Source organism: Kurthia sp. YJT4 (assembly GCF_030219945.1).
GTDB classification, from domain to species: Bacteria; Bacillota; Bacilli; order Bacillales_A; family Planococcaceae; genus Kurthia; species Kurthia gibsonii.
In genome coordinates this window covers 1,435,068-1,454,009 of record NZ_CP126689.1, presented here as the reverse complement: position 1 = coordinate 1,454,009, position 18,942 = coordinate 1,435,068, and the positions used below count along the sequence as shown (strand labels likewise).

The window sequence follows — 18,942 nt, the reverse complement described above, 5'->3', positions numbered from 1 at the left end:
TTAACCGCCTCCTACGAATGTTACGATTTCGAATGAATCGCTTGGTTGAATTGCTCGTTCATGCTCATCTGCCTGTAAAATGGCACCGTTTTGTTCCACGATGATGACTTTCGATTGAAGTGCTAAAAAATCGACAAGTGCTGCGACTGTCTGTACTTCCTCTGGTACATCGATAAAATGACCGTTTACACGTAATTGCACGTATTTGTCACCTCCTCTAATTGATTTGCCATATATTCACCTGTAATGGCACTGAGTAAAATACCATTCCTGTAATGTCCAACCGCACACCATAATCCTTTTGTTGTCGCATGTTGTGCCATAAGTGGTCGTTCTAAAGAACAGTCTGGACGCAAACCTGCCCAGCTCGTTTTAAAGGTCGCCTGTTGAAGTGCTGGTACAAGTTCAAAAGCTTGATTTAATAGATGTTGCACACTTGCTGCTTCCACGTGCTTTGTTACGTCACCTCGCTTCATCGTTGCTCCAATGACGTAATGACCGCCTCGTTTTGGTGCAATATAAAATCGTTCTCGAAATAGTGGCACTTGTAAAATCGGTTCATAACTATGCAAGCAAACGACTTCCCCCTTCACAGGAATCGCTTCAATTTCAAAATGTTGTTGCAGCGGCTGATTTGATGCGCCCGTTGCTAGTATGATTTGTTTCGTTTCCAACATGCCTGCTGTTGTTTGCACACCACATACTTCTCCTTGCTGTTCTATAATCTGGGTCACTTCCGTATGTTCGTAAATGGCACAACCAAGCGCTGCGGCACTCGCGGCATAGCCTTTTGTTAAGTCCTTTGCAAGTACATGCCCATCATCTCGGCAAAATACACCACCATATAATTTAGATGACACTGCTGGTTCTATCTGCTGTACTTGTGCCATCGTCATCGCTTCACACACTTCACCACACGCACTTTGCCAGTTCATAATGTCATGAATACGTGCGAGTTCTTGTTCTGTATGAGCGATGCGCAAGATTCCTTTTTGTTCATAACCAATATCAATGCCTGAGAGTGTACGAATTTCCTCTTGAAGTTTTGGAAATAATCGACGACTTTGCTGTGCTAGGTGAAAGAGTGGATCTTCCGCATCCCACTCTGCTTGTACACCGAGTAAACCAGCAGCCGCAGATGAAGCACCACTGCCAATCATCTGTTTTTCGATGATGGCTACTCGCTTTTTTCGTTTAGAAAGCGAATAGGCGATTGAACTGCCGATTGCACCGCCGCCAATGATGATGACATCATAATTCTTCATAGTTCTCCCTCATTTCACGATAGATTTTTAATATGTCACAACCATTTTCTGCCTCCCAAAAACCCGAGCGAATCGCTATTCTTTCACTTTTCACAAGATGTACGTTGTGGGGCGTAATCCCTCCTAATGCAATATACGGACGCTTCGCTGTTTGGAGAATATCTGCTGCTAAAGGAATCGCATCTTTTTTACAACTTGTATGAAAAATCGGTGATAACATACATTGATCCGCCTCACTCTTATGTAATTCTTCAATAGAATGAACTGATTCGATAATTGAAAATTCTGAAAAGCGCACGCGAATTACGGGAATAGGTAGACTTCTGTAACCAACTTGAACGGTTTGAATTTGATGTGCATGGGCAACATCTAACCGATCATGGACGACCATTTTATGAAGAGGAAAACCAGCTTGTAGACACTGATCTATAAGCTGATATAACTCCTTTGCTGTGCGTTCATATTCACGAAAATGTAGTGCGTCTATTTCGGTTTCTGCATGCATAACACGTTTTACAAACTGTTCATTCGTCTGCTTGCCATCTGAAAGAACATGAATCTTCATCTACTTCACCAGTTCTTTATATAGCTCGTCTGTTGGCACCATTTTGTCGGCAATTTTTTGTTGAACGAGCCACTCATTTTGCTTTTCCCAGCTGGCTGGATTATCCGATAAGAACGGCTCTTCCTTCGTCTCCATCTTATCTGTTACAATCTTCAAGCTTTTTTCCTCGATACTTTTCGTCAGTGGGAATTGGTCTTTCTCTTGATGATCTAATAGAATAGCAAGCGATTCATCTGGATTCTTCTTCGTATAATCAAACCCTTGTTTCGCTGCTTCTAAAAATGCTTTTAATGTTGCTTCGTCTTTCGCAATCGTACGGTCACTTGCTACGAAGACAATTTCATGACTCTTTGGTACACCGAATTCCGATGGGTCCATTGTTGAAATCGGATAGCCCTTTTCCTCCATGACAGGTAGCTCATGGTTAATTAGACCACCTGCTAAAACATCCACTTTTTTCGTAATGAGTGCGGATACTAATTCAAAGCCTACGTCGACTAACTTCACTTGATTCGGGTCGCCCCCATCTTCTTTTACCATCGCTTTAATTGTCGCTTCACTTAATGGTGTACCGCCATAACCAACTGTTTTTCCTTCTAAATCGCGTGGTCGTTGAATATTCGATTCTTTTAGTGACATCAATTGACTAAGTGGTGATTGGACAATCGTACCAATCGACTGAATTGGAACTCCTTCATTCGCACGTGCCATAATGACATCTTGCTGATAGTAAATACCAATGGTTGATTTTCCAGCAGCTGTTAAAGTCAGTGGGTCTGTTGGATTCGATGGATATTGTAGTTTGACATCAAGTCCTTTTTCTTTAAAATAACCTTTTTCCATCGCTACATAGAGAAAGCTATGAATCGCATTCGGATACCAATCGAGCATAACTGTCACTTCTTTTAATTCTTTACCATCTTTTGCTTTACTTGAACAACCTGCTAATACGACAACTAACAAACTACATAGTACAAAAAATTTCATCAAACGCATTAATCTTTCCTCCAAACGATATATTTTTTTTCAATGATTCGAATGATGAAGACAGCAATGATCGCCATCGTAGATAATAGAACGATAGGCGCAAATACACCTGCTCCGTCTAACTGTGTCATCATTCGTTTACTGAAGTAACCGAGACCTGCCTGTGCTCCGAGCCACTCCCCAACAGCTGCGCCGATAATACTGAGCGGTACAGCGATTTTAAAAGCAGAGAATAGCTGTGGTAGCGCTGACGGAAGTTGTAGCTTCCAAAAAATTTGCCATTTTGTCGCCCCGTACGTTCGCATGAGTTCTTCTAGTTCACGCTTTGTACTACGCAGTCCATCAAACATACTCATCGCAATCGGGAAAAACGCAATGAGGACAGTCACAAGCACTTTACTCCAAATCGTGTAACCGAACCATAAAACAAAAATGGGCGCGAGTGCTGTAATGGGAATCGTCTGTGACGCGACGAGTAGCGGATAGAATGCGCGCTCCGACCAATGACTGAGGTGCATCATAATCGCGAGGCCAATGCCTAAAATAATTGAAATTAGTAAACCAATCCAAAGTACTTGTAGTGTTGCAGGTAAATGGACGGTAAATAGAGCTTCTCTAAAATCCCACATCTTTTGTAAGATGGCTGTTGGAGACGGTAAGATGTACATCTCATTTAGCCAGCGCGCAAATACTTCCCAAATGAGTAGCAGTCCCACACTCACGTAAATCGCAGGTGCATTTTTTCTCATAATTGCTGACGTCCTTGTTGCAACATGTAAATCAGTTGTTGCTTCACGTCTTGCACCTCCTTACTTGCTAAATCTGAACGCTGTCTTTTATGTTCCATTGGGACAATCGTTTCGTGTAGCGTATGAATTGGTGTCTGCTGTACAGTTAGAATACGATCTGATAAATAGAGCGCTTCATCCACATCATGCGTAATAAATAAAATGGTTTTACGCCATTTTTTCGCTTGTATGTATAACCAATCTTGTAACTCCATCTTCGTCAGTGCATCAAGTGCACTAAATGGTTCATCGAGTAACAGTACATCTTGTGAAGCATTCAATGCACGAATGAAGGCAACACGTTGGCGCATGCCACCCGATAAGTCTTTTGGTTTTTTATGCATGTAAGCTCCTAGACCAAATTCCTCGAGTAACGCCTTACTCTGTTCTTCTGCTCTCTTTTTCGGTATTCGCTGACATTCTAATGGCAACAATGTATTTTGTAATACAGTTCGCCAAGGGAGCAGTAAATCTTGCTGTGGCATATAGCCTACAGGTTGTTTCGCTACGGTCACTTGTCCCGACTGTGCCTGAGATAGACCTGTAATGAGACGGAAAATCGTACTTTTTCCGCAACCACTCGGACCAATTAACGAAACGAATTCACCTTCTTGAATGGAAAAATGAACATGGTCTAAAATGGGTTGTTCTTCGTAACGAAAACAGACATCTTGTAAAGCTAAACTCTCCAATGATCTTCCTCCTCTATAAAAAAAGCCATCTCGACAAAGAATCGAAATGGCTGCAAATGACAGAATCATCGCATGCCACTTCCCTACGCTAGTCCGAACTAGATCAGGTAATAAGGGTTAAGGTGTCGAAACCTCTCTCAGCACGTAAAAACGGCACCCCTAGTGGTGAAGCATTATGAAATTAGAAAAAGCCCCTGTCTCCATACACGTATCGAAACAGGGACCTGAAATTGTTTTTTCGGTCGAAACGGCTTCCCTACGCTAGTATGAACTAGATCAGGTTGAAAGAATCCAGAGCTTACGGCTCCATCTCAGCTGGCAACACCAGCACTCCTAGCACACTATGATTTTGTTAAGGTGAGTATAGCACTCCCTAGTAATTTATGCAATAGTTGGTTTTATTTTCATCACCAAAGTGGTTTGTCCTCTTTGTCGACACGAATAAAGAGCGGTGAAAATAACATAAAGTAAATCATATAAACGATGATAACACCGATAATATACGCTGTATGAATTCCGTACAGATGCGCTCCGATTGATAATGCGCCTAACACAAGACTTAGCAGGAAGCTTTGTAGATCAATACGTCTTTTGTTTAAATAAATCGGTTGTGCACAATGTTCACATGTTTGATATTTCTTCATACCCCACTGAAGTTTCCACGCCGTCCGATAGTCGAGCACTTCGTCGCAATGTGGACACGTTACTTCTTCACGATTTTTCATAACAAGCCATAAAATAAAGCTTAAAACAATAAAGGCAATTCCCACGTATAGAGCGTTTTGATTACGGTACAGTATAAAAATAAATATTGTAAAGGCATATGTGTAACTCAGTATATCCTTCGTTCCTTCTAATAACTTCATCGCATTTGGACGGCTCATTCGAATATGGTTTTTATTGAATGAACCGATAATTGATGCAAATGTAAAGATTAATAAACCATAAAAAATATTTCTGGTTTTCCAAATGACGTACCATGCAAAAAGCATAGTCGTAACGAATGCTATTTTCCCGAAAATATTTTTCACTTTATTTTGATATTCATAGGGTTCTTTTTTCTCTTTTTCAATGAATAATGTTGAAAATAAAGTGGGTATACATAAAATAAATGCGATGAGTGCTATCTCCATAACACTTGGTTTTAATTTGAAAAAGAGTTCCGTTTCCTCTACACTGTCAGCCCATTTATAAATCTTATCTGTATCAAGTTCTTTTACATAATACTGTGTATCTTCGTCATTCGAAAATAGTAAAAAGGTTTCGACTTCGTTGTTCTCTTTCGTTACTTCGACAACATAGTATAAAGAAGGTGGTTCTATTTCTTTTTTTATAACAGGACTCGCATTTAATTTTTTTTGAAATGCTTCAAATTTAGAAGAAGATAGTTCTCGCTCGCTTGAAAACCATTGATTCGTTAATGTTGTTCCGTCTTCTTCATAACGCGCTTCTGTATCAATTCGAATCGACTGAATCCCATCTTCTGCTTGTCCAACGCGTGTCGTTTGTTGTTGGAAAATCATAAGAAGAATGCCAGCGAATACGACCATCATACAAGCAGTTAATAGGAGGGGTTTATAGATGACTTTTCTTCTCTCTTTTTTTCCTTTTTGAATCATTCGCTCTTTTGCCTGTTCTGACATTTTATATTGATTCATCTCTCGTTGAAATGATTGTTTAAAATTCTTCATCAAAATAAACCTCCTTTAACGATTGTTTGAGTTGTTGTTTCGCACGCTGGTGACGCGTTTTTACAGTGTTCAGTGGAATCGATAAAATCTCACTAATTTCTGCAAGCGTATATTCCTCAAAATAATGAAATAAAATAATGGCACGATACTTTTCATCCAGTTGTAAAACAGCATCTACTACTTCTCCATTTCTTTCTTTTCTTCCATAAAGATTCGCTGGGTTAATCGTCGAATCGCCTATGTCGACTTCCTTCTCTTTTGTAAAAAAGAAGCGCCACTTCCCTTTCTTCTTTCGCAAATAATCTTGACTTTTATGTACGGTTATTTTGGCTAAATACGTTCTTAAAGAGGCACGTTGTTCAAAAGCATGTTCATTTCGATAATGTGCGAGTAGAACATCTTGTACAATTTCTTCTGCTGCCCCGTGGTCTTTTACATAAATAAAAGCGACACGATAACAATAATCTGCATATGCCTCAATCAGTTCTTCCATCGTCATATTTTCACCCCTTCACCTCTATCGTCGCATACTTTTTATAAAAGGTTTCATTTTTTTTGAAAATATTAAAAAAAAATAAAAAAGCTATCTATTGAATGATTGGGAATCCCCAACATCCATAGATAGCTTATCTTAATTTATACAGTTTGTGCTTTACGTTGTTCGAATTTTGAAATGTACTCTTCGTATTGGAACGTCAACGAAATTTCATCCCAACCGTTGATTAACATTTTTTTATAGTAAGGATCGATGTCAAAACGATAAACATCTTCGCCAGCTGTTACGGTTTGCTCCTCTAAATTTACAACGGCTTGTAAATCTTCTGCCTCTGCTTTTGCTAAAATCGCCTCTACTTGTTCAACAGGTAATTCAATCGGCAAAATTCCATTCTTGAAGCAGTTATTATGGAAAATATCTGCAAAACTTGGTGCGATAACAACGCGGAAACCGTAGTCTAAAATCGCCCATGGTGCGTGTTCACGCGATGAACCACACCCGAAGTTATCATGTGCTACTAAAATAGATGAACCATCATATTTTGGCTGATTTAATACGAAGTCTTGGATTGGCTGATCATTTGCATCAAAGCGCCAATGATAGAATACATATTGGCCGAAACCTGTACGTTCAATACGTTTTAAAAACTCTTTTGAAATAATCTGGTCTGTATCGACATTTTTACGATTTAATGGTGTCACAATACTTTTTACGATATTAATTGGTTCCATACAATTCCCCTCCTATACAGGTACGTTCATTACTTTTCGTACATCAACAAAATGGCCTGCGATTGCGGCTGCGGCTGCCATTGGCGGACTTACAAGGTGTGTACGTGATCCTGCACCTTGACGACCTTCGAAGTTACGATTCGATGTAGAAGCACAACGCTCACCTGCAGGTACAACATCTTCATTCATTGCTAAACACATCGAACAACCTGATTCACGCCATTCAAATCCTGCATCTAAGAAGATTTTGTCTAAACCTTCTGCTTCTGCTAATTGCTTCACAGAATAAGAACCTGGTACGACAATGGCACGTACACCGTCTGCTACTTTCTTACCTTGAATGACTTCTGCAGCGGCACGTAAATCATGTAGACGAGAGTTTGTACAAGAACCGATGAATACATGTTGAATTGCGATGTCTTCGATTGGTGTTCCTTGCTCTAAATCCATATATGTTAGTGCTTTTTCAAGCGCTTGACGGTCTGATTCATCTGCTAAATCTTTTGCAAATGGAACTGTTTTTGAAATCCCTGTACCCATTGAAGGATTTGTTCCCCATGTAACGAATGGCTCAATTTCAGAACCATCAATAACGACTGTACGATCATACGTTGCATCTGCGTCTGTTGCAAGTGCTAACCATTCTTTTGCAGCTTGTTCAAATGCTTCGCCCTGTGGTGCGTATTTACGTCCGCGTAAATATTCAACCGTTGTTTCATCTGGACTAATTAAACCTGCTTTTGCACCTGCTTCAATCGACATATTACAAATCGTCATACGTTCTTCCATTGATAATTGATGGATTGCATCACCTGTGAATTCTGCAATGTACCCTGTACCAACATCAATGCCGAATTTTGCAATAATCGCTAAAATGACGTCTTTTGCTGTTACGCCAAAACCAAGCTCGCCTGTTACACGAATTTCTAATGTTTTTGGCTTTGCTTGCCAAAGTGTTTGTGTGGACATAACGTGTTCTACTTCTGATGTACCAATTCCGAATGCAATCGCACCGAATGCACCATGTGTTGATGTATGTGAATCACCACAAACGATTGTTTTACCTGGTTGTGTTAAACCAAGTTGTGGTCCAATAACGTGAACAATCCCTTGATCCGGATGTCCCATATCAGCTAATTCAACACCGAATTCTTTACAGTTATCCGCAAGTGTTGTAATTTGCTTTTTTGCAATTGGGTCATTGATTGTTGGTAAATTCTTCGTTGGTACGTTGTGATCCATTGTCGCAAATGTTAAATCTGGACGACGTAATACACGATTATTTAAACGCAGTCCTTCAAATGCTTGTGGTGACGTTACCTCATGTACTAAATGTAAATCAATGTATAGTAAATCTGGCTTTCCTTCTTCCTGATAGACAATATGTTGATCCCATACTTTTTCGATAATATTTTTTCCCATGTTCTTCACCTCTTCGTCATTAAATAAATGTTTGTTCTTTTACATAAGCTGGTTCGATTTCATGTAATACTTTTTCTGTCCAGTCATTTGTAGAGAGTGCTTCTACACCTTTTGGCGCCATATCACCTGTAAAGAATCCTTTTTCGTAAACAGCTGCTACTGCGTCTTCAATTGCTTTTGCTTCTTCTAATAAACCAAATGAATATTGTAACATCATCGCTGCCGAAAGAATTGTTGCTGCTGGGTTTGCAATCCCTTTACCAGCAATTTCAGGTGCTGAACCATGTACGGGCTCGTATAAACCGAAGTTATCTGCACGCATACTTGCAGAAGGTAATACACCTAATGAACCTGTAATAACTGATGCTTCGTCACTTAGGATGTCACCAAACATATTCTCTGTCACAATGACATCATATTCTGCAGGTGCTGTAATTAGCTTCATTGCTGTTGAATCAACTAAACTATGCTCTACCTCTACATCTGGATATTGTGCTTTTTTCTCATCTACGATATCACGCCATAAACGTGATGTATCAAGTACATTGGCTTTATCAACCGATGTTAGTTTTTTACGACGTAAGCGTGCTAGTGTGAAGGCATTATCGACGATTCGTTCGATTTCTTCACGTGTATAAGTTAATGAATCAAGTGCTTCGTTCTCTGTACGATGACGTTCTCCAAAATATAAACCGCCTGTTAATTCTCGAACGATTAGAAGATCAACATCTTTCACAATATCTTCTTTTAAAGGAGATGATTTGAGCATCGACGGAATCGCTTGCACAGGTCGTAAATTAGAAAATAAGTCGAAGTGTTTACGGATGCGGAGTAGTCCTTTTTCTGGGCGTAAATCTGCTGGGTTATGATCCCATTTCGGTCCACCAACTGCGCCTAATAAAATAGCGTCGCTTTCTTCACATAGTGAAATCGTATTTTGTGGTAGTGGATCTTGATATTGGTCAATGGCTACACCGCCAATTGCACCATATGCAAAATGAAATTGATGATCATACTTTTGTGCGATTGCACCTAATACTTCAACAGCCGCAGTTACTACTTCTGGGCCAATACCGTCTCCTGGTAACACTGTAATTTTCTTTTCCATTATAATTTCCCCCTTAAATCAAATCGTGCGAAAATAACAAGTATGGAGTGATATGCGGGAAGCATATACTTCCCACACCCCATATTTTATTATTTTGTTACAACTTCTTTGTTTGCTTTTTGTCCAACGAATGGCATCATTTCACGTAATTTAGCGCCTACTTCTTCGATTTGGTGATCGCGTACTGCTTGTTTTTTCACTGAGTACTGTGGACGATCATTTTCGTTTTCAGCAATCCATTCTTTCGCAAATTTACCTGTTTGGATATCTGTTAATACGTCTTTCATTGCTGCTTTAGAAGCTGCTGTTACAACGCGTGGACCTGAAACATACTCGCCCCACTCTGCTGTATCAGAGATTGAGTAGTTCATGTTGTCGATTCCACCTTCGTACATTAAATCAACGATTAATTTTAATTCGTGGAAACATTCGAAGTAAGCGATTTCTGGTTGGTAACCTGCTTCAACTAATGTTTCGAAACCAGCTTTTACTAATTCAACTGCGCCACCGCAAAGTACAGCTTGCTCACCGAATAAGTCTGTTTCTGTTTCTTCTTTGAATGTTGTTTCAAGAACACCTGCGCGAGCTGAACCAATTCCTTTAGCCCAAGCTAGAGCTAAATCTTTCGCTGTACCTGTTGCATCTTGGTAAATACCGATTAATGCTGGTACACCTGCACCGTTTTGGTACGTACGACGAACTAAGTGTCCTGGACCTTTTGGTGCGATTAAGAATACATCTACGTCTGCTGGTGGTACGATTTGTTGATAATGAACGTTGAAACCATGTGCGAATACAAGTGCGTTACCTGCTTCTAAACCGTCTTTGATTTCTGCTTCATATACTTCTTTTTGACGCTCATCTGGAAGTAAGATCATGATTACGTCTGCTTCTTTCGCTGCTTCTGCAACTGTTTTTACAACTAAACCATCATTTTTAGCGCGCTCTGCTGATCCACCTGGGCGAATACCTACGCGTACGTCGAAACCTGATTCTTTAAGGTTTAATGCATGTGCATGGCCTTGTGAACCGTATCCGATTACTGCGATTTTTTTGTCCTTTAAGATTGCCTCGTTGATATCTTGGTTATAATACATTTTTACCATTGTAAATTCCCCCTAATATTGTTTGGTTTATTTTAAAATCGAAATTTGCGGTGCTGGTTTGATTTGAGCATCTCGAACAAATGCTGTAACACCCGTTCTTGTTAGCTCTTTAATACCATATGGTTTAATGAGTTCAATAAATGCGTCAATCTTTTCTGGATCACCGACAATTTGATACGTTACTACATTTTTACCAATGTCGATGATTGATCCTCTGAATGGATCTACAATTGAATTAATCTCCGCACGCAAATTCGGTGGAGCAACAACTTTAACTAATGCCAGCTCACGCATTACGATGGATTTATCTGTAATGTCATTCACTTTTAATACATCAATTTGTTTTGAAACTTGTTTGACAAGTTGTTCAATTTTGCGTTCATCTTCCACATGTACGATGAACGTCATTTTTGAAATACCTTCTTGCTCCGTGTGACCTACTGTAATGCTTTCGATGTTGAATTGGCGCTTCATCAGTAGACCTGTCACACGATTCAATACGCCACTTTGATTAATAACAGTTACTGTAATTACTCGTCTCATCCTTTTTTCACTCCAATCATTTCAGCTAAGCCCTTACCAGGTGCAACCATTGGTGTTACAAGTTCTAGTTGCTTTACGCGTACATCAATTACAGCTGCTTCATCTGAAAGAATCGCTTCTGATAATTGTTCTTCAAGGCGATTCAAGTCATCGATTTGATAACCTTTTACACCATACGCTTCTGCTAGCTTCACGAAATCCGGTTGAACTGGAATCATAGAAGATGAATAGCGTTCGTCATAGAATGTTTCTTGCCACTGACGTACCATACCAAGACATGCGTTATTTAAAATAACGACCTTGACAGGTAAATTGAATTCTTTTAATAATGCAAGCTCTTGAAGCGTCATTTGGAAACCTGCATCACCTACAATTGAAATAACTTTCTTGTTAGGGAAAGCGAATTGTGCTCCGATGGCAGCTGGGAAACCGAATCCCATCGTACCAAGTCCACCGGATGTTACCCATTGATGCTCTTGTTTGAACTTATAGTATTGTGCAGCCCACATTTGATGTTGACCAACGTCTGTTGTCACAATTGCTGAGCCTTTTGTGATGCGATTCACAATTTCCATCGCTTGTTGTGGTAAAATTTCACCTTGTGCTGCTTCTTCGTCATACCATAATGGATATTCAGTCTTGCACTCGGTTAAATATTCATGCCATTTTGATAAGTTTGGTGTTGTAAAATCTTTTGATAATAGTGCGTGTAGCGCTAATTTTGCATCCGCCACAATCGGTACTAATGTCTCAACATTTTTCCCAATCTCAGCTGGATCAATATCGATATGAATGATTTTGGCATTTGGTGCGAATTTCGTTAAGTCACCTGTTAAACGGTCATCAAAACGTGCACCAATGTTTAGAAGTACATCACATTCACTAATCGCCATATTCGCTGCGAATGTACCATGCATACCCGCCATTCCTAAGAACTGATTATGCTCTCCATCAATACAACCTAATCCAAGCAATGTATTCACAATTGGTAAATTATATTTTTCAATAAATTCAGTCAATTCAGCTGATGCATTTGCTGCTAAAACACCTGCACCTGCTAATACTAAAGGCTGTTCTGCTTCTTCTAATAGAGCAATCGCCTTTTTAATTTGTAAGAAGTTCGGTTGTGTGGTCGGCTGATAACCTGGTAAATGAATCGGTGCATCGTCATCAAATTGTTCTGCATCGAATACTGTATTCGCGATATCTTTTGGAATATCCACTAATACCGGTCCTTTACGTCCTGTTGACGCAATGTGAAACGCTTCTTTAATTACACGCGGTAAGTCTTGAACATCCTTCACTTGATAATTATGTTTTGTAATTGGTTGTGTAATTCCAACAATGTCCGCTTCTTGGAAAGCATCTGTCCCTACAACCGTCGTCGCTACTTGACCTGTAAATACGACTAGTGGAATCGAGTCCATCATGGCATCCGTAATACCTGTGACAAGATTCGTCGCACCTGGTCCAGATGTCGCAATAACAACGCCCGGTTTACCTGTTACACGTGCATAACCTTCAGCCGCGTGAATCGCACCTTGTTCATGTCGTGCTAAAATATGTTTTAATGGGTTACGATATAATGCGTCGTAAAGCGGTAATACTGCACCACCTGGATAACCGAAGATAATTTCAACTTGTTGCTTATGCAGCGCATCAATAAATACATCTGCACCTGTCATTTTGGTTCGAGGTGTGACTTCTTTCGAAACACCCGCATCGATTTGATTTGTTGTTTCAACTTGAGTTTGAGCATTCATTTATGGATCCTCCCTTGTTATTATCACATGTATAAAGAAAAAAGCTTTTTCATCCACGCAAAAGAAAACCTTCACGTAGGGATGAAAAAAGCTTTTCATGGTACCACCCTTTATTCGTAGTAAAATACTACCTCATGAAACTATGCTCCCTATTCACCTAGCGAATAGAGTAGTTTCTTTATTTAACAAGCACAAAAGTATGCGCCCGAGGTTATCTAATAACTAATGTAGCGTTTAATAACCCACTCCGAGGGGATGTCAGTTTTGGCTATACTACCGGCTCACAGCAACCCGGCTCTCTGAAAATATAGATGGTCAAAACCTTTAACCTCATCAACGATTTATATTATTTAATTATTTTGAATTTTTAGAATTTCATAACTCCACCTGTAGAAGCAGATGTGACAAGATGTGAATAACGTGCTAACCAACCTTTTTTAATCTTTGGTTCAAATGTAGGTAAGTTTTGACGACGCTCTTCCATTTCTTCTTCTGATAATTCCACATTCATCGTACGGTTTGGTAAATCAATTGAGATGATATCACCGTTTTGTACAAGTGCTAGTGGACCACCTTCAGCAGCTTCTGGCGAAATATGTCCGATTGAGATACCGCGTGATGCGCCTGAAAAACGTCCGTCTGTAATAAGTGCGACGTCTTTTCCAAGTCCACGACCTTGAATCGCAGATGTTGGAGCTAGCATTTCCGGCATACCTGGACCGCCTTTTGGACCTTCATATCGAATGACGACAACATGTCCTTTTTGAACTGTACCATCATCAATTTTTTCTTGTGCTTCTTCTTGTGAGTTGAACACAATCGCTTCTCCGCGGAATGTTGTAATCGATGGATCAACAGCTCCTACTTTGATTACAGCTCCATTCGGTGCAATGTTACCGAATAAAATCGATAAGCCACCAACTTTACTGTACGGATCGTCTTTTGTGCGAATCACTTGAGTGTTTGTAATGTTAGCATCTTTTACATTGTCGCGCAATGTTTTTCCTGTAACCGTTATACGGTCGGCTGTAATCGCTCCTGGAATCGATACTAATTCGTTAATAATAGCAGAAATACCACCTGCTAAATGGACATCGTGCATGGATACGTCTGAAGCTGGCATAATTTTAGCTAAATAAGGAATTCGCTTCGCTACTTCATTAATATCTTCAATGTTGTAGTCAATTCCTGCTTCATGCGCAATCGCAAGCGTATGTAAAACGGTATTCGTTGAACCGCCCATTGCCATATCTAATGCAAACGCATCATCAATCGCTTCTTTTGTCACAATGTCGCGTGGTTTAATGTCTTTTTTAACCATCTCGACTAAATGAATTGCGGCTTGCTTAATTAGCTCATAACGTTCTTCAGAAGTTGCGACAATCGTTGCATTTCCTGGAACCGTCATTCCTAGCATCTCCATTAATGAGTTCATCGAGTTTGCAGTAAACATACCCGAACACGAACCACATGTTGGACAAGCATTTTCCTCAATATCTAGTAATTGTTCTGCTGACATTTTTCCTGATTTGTATGCGCCAACACCCTCAAATACAGATGTAAGTGACAGTGCTTCACCATCAGCTGATACGCCCGCTTCCATTGGACCGCCTGTAACAAAAATCGACGGTACATTCGTACGAACAGCTGCCATAAGCATACCTGGCGTGATTTTATCGCAGTTTGGAATGTAGAATACACCGTCAAACCAGTGTGCATTAATTACGGTTTCTGCTGAATCTGCAATTAACTCACGACTTGGTAATGAATAACGCATTCCGATATGTCCCATCGCAATTCCATCATCTACACCGATTGTATTGAATTCGAATGGTACACCACCAGCTTCAATAATCGCCTTTTTCACCATCGCACCGAACTCTTGTAAGTGCTTGTGCCCTGGAATGATGTCGATATATGAGTTACATACACCGATAAATGGCTTTTCTAAATCTTTTGTCTTAATACCTGTAGCATAAAGTAAGCTACGGTGTGGCGCTCTGTCCACACCTAATTTAATCATATCACTACGCATGCTGACACCGCCTATTTTTCTTAAGTTGTTAGTTTATACTTTTGTACCGTCTTGCTCGACGATTTTTCGGAACGTCTTGAGTAGGTCGTTTGTGACTTTTCCAGGCTTCCCTGTACCAATGACACGTCCGTCCACTTCAATAACAGCGATAACTTCTGCTGCTGTTCCTGTTAAAAATACTTCGTCAGCCACGTATACATCATGTCGAGTAAAGACTTCTTCCTTCGCCTCATAGCCTTGTTCATGTGCAATTTCGAGAATCGCATTACGTGTAATTCCCTCTAAGGCACCAACATAGCCAGGAGGCGTAATCAGCTCTTTGCCTCGCACAATGAAAATATTATCTGCTGAGCCTTCTGCTACATATCCTTCTGAATTCATCATGAGCGCTTCTGGAACGCCTGCTAAATTCGCTTCAATCTTGACGAGTACATTATTTAAGTAGTTGAGTGACTTTGTTTTTGGACTCAATACATCTGAACGATTGCGACGACTTGATGCCGACACGATTTTAATGCCCGTCTCATATAATTCTTCTTTAAATAGAGCGAGTGGTTCTACAATAACAATGACACTCGCTTTTTTACAATTTGATGGATCAATCCCTAAGTTGCCAACGCCTCTCGTAACAACTAAACGGATATACGCACTTTTCAATTCATTTACGCGAACAGATTCAACAACAATCTCTGTCATTTCTTCAATTGTGTAAGGGATTGTGAGCAGAATCGACTTTGCTGATTCATATAAACGAACTAAATGCTGTTTTAAACGAAAGATATTTCCGTTGTAAACGCGAATGCCTTCAAAAATACCATCTCCATATAGAAGACCATGATCATAGACTGAAATTTTTGCATCTTCTTTTGCAACAAACTCTCCATCTAAAAATATCTTTTGTTCTGTCATTTCGTTCACATCGCTTTCCCTTTGAAAATTTTATTTGGTCGTTTCAAATACGTTTTTTAAATTGTTATTATCATAGTGCGTTTTTCCAGTTACGTCAATGCTATTTTTTAAATTGTTAAACAATTCTAAAAAATGAATCTTTATTGAATACGCTTTCATCCTTATATCTGCTCGAAATTGTCATTATTCCTTAAAAAACAATATTTTTAGAAAACTTTAATAATTCTAAATCAAAAGACAAATAAGACGCATCTACTACGTAAGCTGGAATAATTCTTTGAAATATGGCGTTAAAAAAACACCTTGTGGATCTACTTTTTGACGTTCTTCTAAAAAGAGTGGAAGTTGTGGATAGGCTTGTTGTAACTGTTCATAATCTAGTTCATTCATCTTACCAAAATGCGGGCGCCCTTTATATTTTTTCATAAGTGTATGCACCCACTTAAAGTAAGGTTCTTCGTCCATACCTTGATACATATGAAATGCAAAATAGGCTGTATCTTGTTCTTGCGTTGGACTAAGAAAGCCACTTTCTCCTTTGGCAACACGAATCTCAATCGGAAAATGAACAGCAAACGGATGCGATTTGAGTACAAAATGTATTTCTTCTAAAACAGCTGTCATTTGTTCAATGGCAAACGCATATTCAATCTCGACGAATCGTACTTGACGTTTAGACGGAAAAATTTCATAACTAATTCCTCTTTTCCGACCATTTGGAACAGCATTCGCTGCCAGTTCACTAACCCATTTTGTCGCTTTCGGATACCACTTACAAGTCGTAGAGAGCGCTTGAAATAATGTATTTTCGATAAATTGATCGATTTGGTGCTGAATATAGGGTTCGCTTTGATTGGATGGCTCGACTTGTCGCATCGTCTTCAACTGCATTTTCTTTTGTCCAGGAAAGTAGAACCATTCCGCATGACGATGTGCCTGCGTAATTAAATGGGCGTTTTTTAAAGTATCGGCTACATCGACATGACGTGAAACATATTGCAGTTCATAGAGTGGAACAGCTTGGAATGTCACGTAGACAATCACGCCAAGTAGACCGAGCGAAAGATGGAGGGATTGTGAGAGTGCATCTGAACTGCGCGTCACTTCCTGTAGCTTCCCCTGTCCATCTATAAATCCCCATTTCACTACTTGATTAGAAAGCGAGGTGAGCTTTAAACCTGTACCATGTGTACCTGTTGAGATGGCTCCGGCAATCGTTTGCTCTGCAATGTCGCCCATATTCTCAAGTGCCAAATTATAACGTGCTAAAATCGGTCCTACTTCATGTAAGTAAGTGCCACCCCAAAAAGTTGCTTGTTGTGTTACCGCATCTACATCTAATAAACCACGCATATGATGAAGTGATACTAGATGCTGCTCTGGTTTTGCTACCGGACTGAATGAATGTGCCGCGCCAACCGAGCGAATCATCCCCCCTTTTTCATACACCTGTGAAACGAATGTACATATTTCTTCAATCGTCTGTGGTTCATGTGGTGTGCAGCCTTCTTTTTTTACATTCCCTGCCCAGTTTTCAAAACGTCCTTGTCGCATCTTTTTTATAGAAAGCATTGTCCATCCCCCCTGTATGTGTTAAACGCTCCTTTATATTTTTCACTGCGTACGAGATGAAGTGCTTTAAAATGTTCGCATAGTTCACCAGCCTTTACATGTCGAAAATAAACTGTATCTCCAATTTCATAATGCTCTTTCGTACTCACTTTTAAAGGTGTTTGTACTTCCCCAGCCCCTTCAGTTGGATAATAAGTGAGACCTGCACTTAAAATTGTCGGCGCTCTTTGTTCTGAAATACCTGAAGCGATATAACCCCCACCATGACAAACAATCGTATCTGATGTTGGCTTTCGCGTAACACGTAATGCGAAGCCAGCAGCCGATTCCAGCTTTACTGATTTATGAAAATCAAAAATAGACGGTGCATAGAATCCAGAACCAATTGTTACTTCCGTTACTTCTTTACTATTCGCTGTGAACGCCAAACTGCCTGTGCCACCACCATTCACAAATTGTAAATCTCCTACTTTTTGCTTTACGAGCGCTACCATTTGTTGCCTTAACTTCGTTACCTTCTCTTTTGTTTGTTGCTGTAATTGTTGGATCATTAAGCCTTTCGCTTTATTTTTCGGCTGATTTTGAACACCAGCTAATTGCGCTTCGTACCCCATAACCCCAACAATTTCAAGTGAGGACATCGCTTGAAGTTGATCGATTAATAACGAAGCATCATCAATTGTCGTAATCGATGAACGACGCGTGCCAAAATAAACAATAGGTGTTTTAATCGATAGATTTAAATCAATACACACATTCACTTTGACTTCTTGCTCTTTTGCAATTTGGTGGAGCCAGCCTGCTTGCGCAAGTGCGTCAATCATAAAGGTGATATCCTTCCCTTTTTTAATCCATTTACATAAATTTCGAACAGATTCTGTTTCATAAACAGGATAGCCAATTAAAAAATGATTGAGTCCCTGTTGTGCTAAATAGTCTGTTTCTGCTGCTGAATATGTCATATAACCACACATATACGGTACATGTTCTTCTAAATAACGAAGTACTTCCACTGACCGTACACTTTTAGTCGCAATACGGACGCGCTTGTCTTTTGTTTGGAGAGAGAGGGTTGCAATATTTGCATCAAGTGCGTCTAAATCAAGCCACGCAAATGGGCGCTCAAGTGTTTCAAAAGCTCTTTTATATTTCTTCAATGTAAAAAACACCTCCATTTCATTAAATACCCATTTAAGACAAAAAAATACTCCTTTATTTGAGAATCAAACGAATTCGTTCAGATTTCAAATAAAGGAGTAAGTTATGTGT

General features: G+C 39.7%; 18 protein-coding genes and 2 riboswitches. All 18 genes read right to left on the bottom strand.

Annotation, left to right across the window (positions count from 1 at the left end; genetic code table 11):
- Positions 1–201 carry a sulfur carrier protein ThiS gene (thiS, locus tag QN089_RS07065; protein ID WP_068453583.1) on the bottom strand — a complete coding sequence of 67 codons (201 nt, stop codon included), beginning with the start codon at positions 199–201 and terminating at the stop codon, positions 1–3.
- Positions 186–1,265: a glycine oxidase ThiO gene (gene thiO / locus QN089_RS07060; RefSeq protein ID WP_087680655.1), complete on the bottom strand. Its 1,080-nt coding sequence runs from the start codon at positions 1,263–1,265 to the stop codon at positions 186–188. Before thiO ends, thiS begins: the two co-directional genes overlap by 16 nt.
- On the bottom strand, positions 1,252–1,830 hold the full coding sequence (locus QN089_RS07055) for a thiamine phosphate synthase (protein ID WP_087680654.1): 579 nt from the start codon (positions 1,828–1,830) through the stop codon (positions 1,252–1,254). Before QN089_RS07055 ends, thiO begins: the two co-directional genes overlap by 14 nt.
- Positions 1,831–2,826, bottom strand: coding sequence for an ABC transporter substrate-binding protein (locus QN089_RS07050; protein ID WP_068453588.1), 996 nt, complete (start codon positions 2,824–2,826; stop codon positions 1,831–1,833). It abuts the gene before it with no gap.
- The gene (locus QN089_RS07045) at positions 2,826–3,566 is read right to left on the bottom strand and encodes an ABC transporter permease (protein ID WP_068453590.1); all 741 of its coding nucleotides are present in this window, start codon (positions 3,564–3,566) and stop codon (positions 2,826–2,828) included. Before QN089_RS07045 ends, QN089_RS07050 begins: the two co-directional genes overlap by 1 nt.
- A complete protein-coding gene (locus QN089_RS07040; RefSeq protein WP_409136208.1) occupies positions 3,563–4,339 on the bottom strand; it encodes an ABC transporter ATP-binding protein in 777 nt (258 codons plus the stop codon). Before QN089_RS07040 ends, QN089_RS07045 begins: the two co-directional genes overlap by 4 nt.
- Positions 4,340–4,360: 21 nt before the next feature.
- Positions 4,361–4,468, bottom strand: a riboswitch (TPP riboswitch).
- 65 nt (positions 4,469–4,533) lie between these two features.
- Positions 4,534–4,642, bottom strand: a riboswitch (TPP riboswitch).
- Between the two features lie 62 nt (positions 4,643–4,704).
- Positions 4,705–5,988, bottom strand: a complete 1,284-nt coding sequence (locus QN089_RS07035) for a TIGR04104 family putative zinc finger protein (protein ID WP_285216332.1) — start codon at positions 5,986–5,988, stop codon at positions 4,705–4,707.
- On the bottom strand, positions 5,975–6,487 hold the full coding sequence (locus QN089_RS07030; RefSeq protein ID WP_068453596.1) for an RNA polymerase sigma factor: 513 nt from the start codon (positions 6,485–6,487) through the stop codon (positions 5,975–5,977). The genes QN089_RS07035 and QN089_RS07030 overlap by 14 nt, the downstream gene beginning before the upstream one ends.
- A gap of 137 nt (positions 6,488–6,624) precedes the next feature.
- On the bottom strand, positions 6,625–7,215 hold the full coding sequence (leuD, locus tag QN089_RS07025; protein ID WP_068453598.1) for a 3-isopropylmalate dehydratase small subunit: 591 nt from the start codon (positions 7,213–7,215) through the stop codon (positions 6,625–6,627).
- Between the two features lie 12 nt (positions 7,216–7,227).
- Positions 7,228–8,637, bottom strand: coding sequence for a 3-isopropylmalate dehydratase large subunit (gene leuC / locus QN089_RS07020; protein ID WP_068453599.1), 1,410 nt, complete (start codon positions 8,635–8,637; stop codon positions 7,228–7,230).
- A gap of 19 nt (positions 8,638–8,656) precedes the next feature.
- Positions 8,657–9,745, bottom strand: coding sequence for a 3-isopropylmalate dehydrogenase (gene leuB, locus QN089_RS07015; RefSeq protein WP_087680646.1), 1,089 nt, complete (start codon positions 9,743–9,745; stop codon positions 8,657–8,659).
- 89 nt (positions 9,746–9,834) lie between these two features.
- Positions 9,835–10,851, bottom strand: coding sequence for a ketol-acid reductoisomerase (gene ilvC / locus QN089_RS07010; RefSeq protein ID WP_068453603.1), 1,017 nt, complete (start codon positions 10,849–10,851; stop codon positions 9,835–9,837).
- Positions 10,852–10,878: 27 nt separating this feature from the next.
- A complete protein-coding gene (gene ilvN, locus QN089_RS07005) occupies positions 10,879–11,394 on the bottom strand; it encodes an acetolactate synthase small subunit (protein WP_068453605.1) in 516 nt (171 codons plus the stop codon).
- Positions 11,391–13,079, bottom strand: a complete 1,689-nt coding sequence (ilvB, locus tag QN089_RS07000) for a biosynthetic-type acetolactate synthase large subunit (protein WP_240626061.1) — start codon at positions 13,077–13,079, stop codon at positions 11,391–11,393. Before ilvB ends, ilvN begins: the two co-directional genes overlap by 4 nt.
- Before the next feature lie 445 nt (positions 13,080–13,524).
- A complete protein-coding gene (gene ilvD / locus QN089_RS06995; RefSeq protein ID WP_068453609.1) occupies positions 13,525–15,192 on the bottom strand; it encodes a dihydroxy-acid dehydratase in 1,668 nt (555 codons plus the stop codon).
- A 33-nt stretch (positions 15,193–15,225) separates the two neighbouring features.
- Positions 15,226–16,101 (bottom strand): branched-chain-amino-acid transaminase, encoded by an 876-nt coding sequence (gene ilvE / locus QN089_RS06990; protein ID WP_285216421.1) that lies wholly within the window; start codon positions 16,099–16,101, stop codon positions 15,226–15,228.
- A gap of 255 nt (positions 16,102–16,356) precedes the next feature.
- The gene (locus tag QN089_RS06985; protein WP_285216331.1) at positions 16,357–17,673 is read right to left on the bottom strand and encodes a D-arabinono-1,4-lactone oxidase; all 1,317 of its coding nucleotides are present in this window, start codon (positions 17,671–17,673) and stop codon (positions 16,357–16,359) included.
- A complete protein-coding gene (locus QN089_RS06980) occupies positions 17,661–18,830 on the bottom strand; it encodes an alanine racemase (protein ID WP_285216330.1) in 1,170 nt (389 codons plus the stop codon). Before QN089_RS06980 ends, QN089_RS06985 begins: the two co-directional genes overlap by 13 nt.
- Between the last annotated feature and the right edge of the window lie 112 nt (positions 18,831–18,942).